Here is a 5,761-nt window from a genome sequence, read left to right as displayed (position 1 = left end):
ATAAGTGAAGGGTCCTGAAAAAGGCAACGACCTACTCTCCCGCAAATGCAGTACCATCGGCGCTAACGGGCTTAACTACTCTGTTCGGAATGGTAAGAGGTGAGCCCCGTCGCTATAACCACCTTAAGTTTTAGGTTGCGGTCCTACCGGACACCAACCGCGCTGTGCGCAAATATCTTAACATATTGAAAAAAATCACATGAATAACAATCGAACCTTAAAAAAACAGGCGTACAATAAGCCTATGGGTTATTAGTACCACTCGGCTGTGACGTTACCGCCTTTACACCTGTGGCCTATCGACGTGGTCATCTCCCACGACCCTTTAAAGAAATCTCATCTTGTGGTGGGTTTCGCGCTTATATGCTTTCAGCGCTTATCCCTTCCGGACGTAGCTACCCTGCCATGCCGCTGGCGCGACAACAGGTACACCAGAGGTCCGTCCAACCCGGTCCTCTCGTACTAGGGTCAGATCCACTCAAATTTCTAGCGCCCGCTGTAGATAGAGACCGAACTGTCTCACGACGTTCTGAACCCAGCTCGCGTGCCACTTTAATGGGCGAACAGCCCAACCCTTGGGACCTTCTCCAGCCCCAGGATGTGACGAGCCGACATCGAGGTGCCAAACCCCCCCGTCGATGTGAGCTCTTGGGGGAGATCAGCCTGTTATCCCCGGCGTACCTTTTATCCTTTGAGCGATGGCCCTTCCATGCGGAACCACCGGATCACTATGCTCTACTTTCGTACCTGATCGACTTGTAGGTCTCTCAGTCAAGCTCCCTTATGCCATTGCACTCTGCGCACGGTTACCAAGCGTGCTGAGGGAACCTTTAGAAGCCTCCGTTACTCTTTTGGAGGCGACCACCCCAGTCAAACTACCCACCAAGCACTGTCCCCCGTTGTGCGGGGTTAGACTCTAGACAAGCAAAGGGTGGTATTTCAACAATGACTCCACCACGCCTGGCGACGCAGCTTCGAAGTCTCCCACCTATCCTACACATTACTTGTCCAAAACCAATACTAAGCTATAGTAAAGGTGCACGGGGTCTTTTCGTCCCACAGCGGGTAATCGGCATCTTCACCGATACTACAATTTCACCGAGCTCATGGCTGAGACAGTGTCCAGATCGTTGCACCATTCGTGCAGGTCGGAACTTACCCGACAAGGAATTTCGCTACCTTAGGACCGTTATAGTTACGGCCGCCGTTTACCGGGGCTTCATTTGAATGCTTCGCCGAAGCTAACATCTCCACTTAACCTTCCGGCACCGGGCAGGTGTCAGGCCATATACATCATCTTTCGATTTCGCATAGCCCTGTGTTTTTGATAAACAGTCGCCTGGACCTTTTCACTGCGGCCCATCCGAAGATGGGCGACGCTTCTCCCGAAGTTACGCGTCTATTTTGCCTAGTTCCTTAGCCATGAATCTCTCGAGCTCCTTAGAATTCTCATCCCAACCACCTGTGTCGGTTTGGGGTACGGGCCGCTTCCCTCGCTTTTCTTGGAAGTCGCTTCTCCGGATTATCACCGCGGCCGGAGCCTTAGTGTACTATCGCGGCATTACTGCTCGCTTCAACGTGCTATTCCGTCAGCACGCACCGAATATACGCCTCCGTCACTTTTAATGGGAGCGGGTACGGGAATATTAACCCGTTGTCCATCGACTGCCCCTTTCGGGTTCGCCTTAGGTCCCGACTAACCCTCAGCTGATTAGCATAGCTGAGGAAACCTTGGTTTTTCGGAGTGCGGGTTTCTCGCCCGCATTATCGTTACTTATGCCTACATTTTCTTTTGTAGCTCCTCCAGCACGCCTCACAGCGCACCTTCAACGGCACTACAATGCTCCCCTACCACTTTTACAAGTCCATAGCTTCGGTAGTATGCTTATGCCCGATTATTATCCATGCCGGACCGCTCGACTAGTGAGCTGTTACGCACTCTTTAAATGAATGGCTGCTTCCAAGCCAACATCCTAGCTGTCAAAGCAGTCCAACCGCGTTTTTTCAACTTAGCATACATTTGGGGACCTTAGCTGATGGTCTGGGTTCTTTCCCTCTCGGACATGGACCTTAGCACCCATGCCCTCACTGCACTGCAACATTTTATAGCATTCGGAGTTTGTCAGGAATTGGTAGGCGGTGAAGCCCCCGCATCCAATCAGTAGCTCTACCTCTATAAAACTAACAGTACGCTGCACCTAAATGCATTTCGGGGAGTACGAGCTATTTCCGAGTTTGATTGGCCTTTCACCCCTACCCACAGGTCATCCGAAGACTTTTCAACGTCAACCGGTTCGGGCCTCCACTGTGTGTTACCACAGCTTCACCCTGCCCATGGGTAGATCACACGGTTTCGCGTCTACCACTACTGACTGCACGCCCTGTTCAGACTCGCTTTCGCTACGGATCCGGCACTTAATGCCTTAACCTTGCCAGCAACGGTAACTCGTAGGCTCATTATGCAAAAGGCACGCCGTCACCCTAATGGGCTCCGACCGCTTGTAGGCGTATGGTTTCAGGTTCTATTTCACTCCCTTATTCAGGGTTCTTTTCACCTTTCCCTCACGGTACTGGTTCACTATCGGTCTCTCAGGAGTATTTAGCCTTATGGGATGGTCCCCACAGATTCACACAGGGTTTCACGTGCCCCGCGCTACTCAGGATACTGCTATCTCGTTGATTTTTGCCTGTACGGGACTATCACCCTCTATGGTCGCTCTTTCCAGAGCGTTCCAGTTCAGCACAACTCGAACATTGCAGTCCTACAACCCCGGCACTGCCGTAACAGCACCGGTTTGGGCTAATCCGCGTTCGCTCGCCACTACTAACGGAATCACTTTTGTTTTCTCTTCCTCCGGGTACTTAGATGTTTCAGTTCCCCGGGTTCGCCTCCTTGCGGATAACATGTCTTCAACATGCTGGGTTGCCCCATTCGGATATCTGCGGATCGAATCGTATGTGCCGATCCCCGCAGCTTTTCGCAGCTTATCACGTCCTTCATCGCCTCTGAGAGCCTAGGCATTCCCCATACGCCCTTGTTTAGCTTATTGTACTTTTTGCTTTTTTATGAGTTCAATCAAATTGAGTCTCCTCAATCGATTTACGGTCATTTACATCGCTCGTAGTGATGCAAAAAACCAGAATTATTGCTAAAGTTAAATCTCTTTAACTTTTAATTTCATGTATCTTTTTTCAATATGTCAATGAACGTGGCGAATCGCCACCGATAAAAAATTATCAGTGCTATTCGTGCAGTACTCTGAAACAATTTATATCGTCCCTAGGCACTGCCCAGTGGAGAATATCGGAGTCGAACCGATGACCTCCTGCGTGCAAGGCAGGCGCTCTAGCCAGCTGAGCTAATTCCCCATTTGAAATTCAGAATTGTGAATTCAGAATTACGAATTTAGAATCCTCTGCTCCTAGAATTTCCTTTCAGTATTTAATGAACTTAACATCCTGCGATGTTGTAGTCTCAGGCAGACTCGAACTGCCGACCTCTACATTATCAGTGTAGCGCTCTAACCAGCTGAGCTATGAGACTGTTACTCTTCGGTTATCGGTCTCCCGTTATCGGTTATCGGTCGTTAATACGAATAACTAACAACTAGAAACTAACAACTAGTATATTTTAAATTGACAGCAGTGAGAATAAACATCTCTGTGCTTTGGAAACTTCCCCTAGGACGTCTTTCTCTAGAAAGGAGGTGTTCCAGCCGCACCTTCCGGTACGGCTACCTTGTTACGACTTAGCCCTAGTTACCGATTTTACCCTAGGCCGCTCCTTGCGGTGACGGACTTCAGGCACTCCCAGCTTCCATGGCTTGACGGGCGGTGTGTACAAGGCCCGGGAACGTATTCACCGCATCATGGCTGATATGCGATTACTAGCGATTCCAGCTTCACGGAGTCGAGTTGCAGACTCCGATCCGAACTGTGATAGGGTTTATAGATTCGCTCTGCCTCGCGACATGGCTGCTCTCTGTCCCTACCATTGTAGCACGTGTGTAGCCCAGGACGTAAGGGCCGTGATGATTTGACGTCATCCCCACCTTCCTCACGGTTTGCACCGGCAGTCTGGCTAGAGTTCCCGACATGACTCGCTGGCAACTAACCACAGGGGTTGCGCTCGTTATAGGACTTAACCTGACACCTCACGGCACGAGCTGACGACAACCATGCAGCACCTTGTAAGTGGTCCGAAGAAAAGTCTATCTCTAAACTATGCAACTTACATTTAAGCCCTGGTAAGGTTCCTCGCGTATCATCGAATTAAACCACATGCTCCACCGCTTGTGCGGGCCCCCGTCAATTCCTTTGAGTTTCATTCTTGCGAACGTACTCCCCAGGTGGGATACTTATCACTTTCGCTTAGCCACCCAGACCGAAGTCCGGACAGCTAGTATCCATCGTTTACGGCGTGGACTACCGGGGTATCTAATCCCGTTCGCTACCCACGCTTTCGTCCATCAGTGTCAATACATTGTTAGTGATCTGCCTTCGCAATCGGTATTCTATGTAATATCTATGCATTTCACCGCTACACTACATATTCTAACCACTTCACAATGATTCAAGACAACCAGTATCAAAGGCAATTCTACGGTTGAGCCGCAGACTTTCACCTCTGACTTAATCGTCCACCTACGGACCCTTTAAACCCAATGATTCCGGATAACGCTTGGATCCTCCGTATTACCGCGGCTGCTGGCACGGAGTTAGCCGATCCTTATTCTTACGGTACCGTCAGAGCTCTACACGTAGAGCGGTTTCTTCCCGTATAAAAGCAGTTTACAACCCATAGGGCAGTCTTCCTGCACGCGGCATGGCTGGATCAGGCTTCCGCCCATTGTCCAATATTCCTCACTGCTGCCTCCCGTAGGAGTCTGGTCCGTGTCTCAGTACCAGTGTGGGGGATCCCCCTCTCAGGGCCCCTACCTATCGTCGCCATGGGGTGCCGTTACCACTCCATCTAGCTAATAGGACGCATGCTCATCTTTTGCCGTGACCTTTAATCGTAAATACCATGCGGCAATACGATACTATACTGTATTAATCCAAATTTCTCTGGGCTATCCAGTAGCAAAAGGCAGATTGCATACGCGTTACGCACCCGTGCGCCGGTCGTCATCGGAAAAGCAAGCTTTTCCATGTTACCCCTCGACTTGCATGTGTTAGGCCTGCCGCTAGCGTTCATCCTGAGCCAGGATCAAACTCTTCATCGTTAAATCTTTTGGCCTTGCGGCCTGTTTCTTAACGTTCCTAAGTTAGGATTTCCAGGTGCTCAAAAATGATTTATTCTCTCTGCTGACCCGGACCGTTTCCAGTCCGAATCTTACGCTGTCAATTCAATATGTCTATGAACTTATCTTCTCTTTCCTCAACTCGTTTCCTTGTTAAGCGGGTGCAAATATAAAACCCTTTTTTTAACTCCACAAAACTTTTTCGGTTTTTTTTCGGAAAATTTTTCCGGCCGCTGCGGCGATAAAAAACAACCTTTGTGTGAACGTTTCCACCTCCAACAGACCTGCTGTTTTAGCGGCTGCAAACATACGATGTTTTTTGTTACCGGCAAGCTTTTTTTTTATTTTTTTTTCGATTTTATTCGAGGCTTAAAAAAGCGTGGCTGAACCGTTATTTCTATGAACTCCGCTTGTTGGCATGTGCCGTTTTTAGCGGCTGCAAATATACCACCCTTTTTCTTTTCCAAACAAACTTTTTGGCGCTTTTTTTTCAGGTTTTTTTTGGCTTCGGGCGCAAC

At 49.3% G+C, this 5,761-nt stretch carries 2 tRNA genes and 3 rRNA genes; all 5 read right to left on the bottom strand.

The features are described from left to right. Positions 1–18 precede the first annotated feature (18 nt). Positions 19–126, bottom strand: a 5S ribosomal RNA gene (gene rrf / locus HC176_RS15395). A gap of 106 nt (positions 127–232) precedes the next feature. Next, positions 233–3,050: ribosomal RNA gene (locus HC176_RS15390) — 23S ribosomal RNA — on the bottom strand. A 245-nt stretch (positions 3,051–3,295) separates the two neighbouring features. Beyond that, positions 3,296–3,369, bottom strand: a tRNA-Ala gene (locus HC176_RS15385). Positions 3,370–3,470: 101 nt separating this feature from the next. Next, a tRNA-Ile gene (locus HC176_RS15380) sits at positions 3,471–3,544 on the bottom strand. Between the two features lie 156 nt (positions 3,545–3,700). Then, positions 3,701–5,225, bottom strand: a 16S ribosomal RNA gene (locus HC176_RS15375). Together the 16S, 23S and 5S rRNA genes with 2 tRNA genes alongside form the textbook arrangement of a ribosomal RNA operon. Positions 5,226–5,761: the final 536 nt, after the last annotated feature.

It is taken from the genome of Tamlana crocina, assembly GCF_012037625.1.
This window is presented reverse-complemented; position numbering and strand designations above follow the sequence as displayed.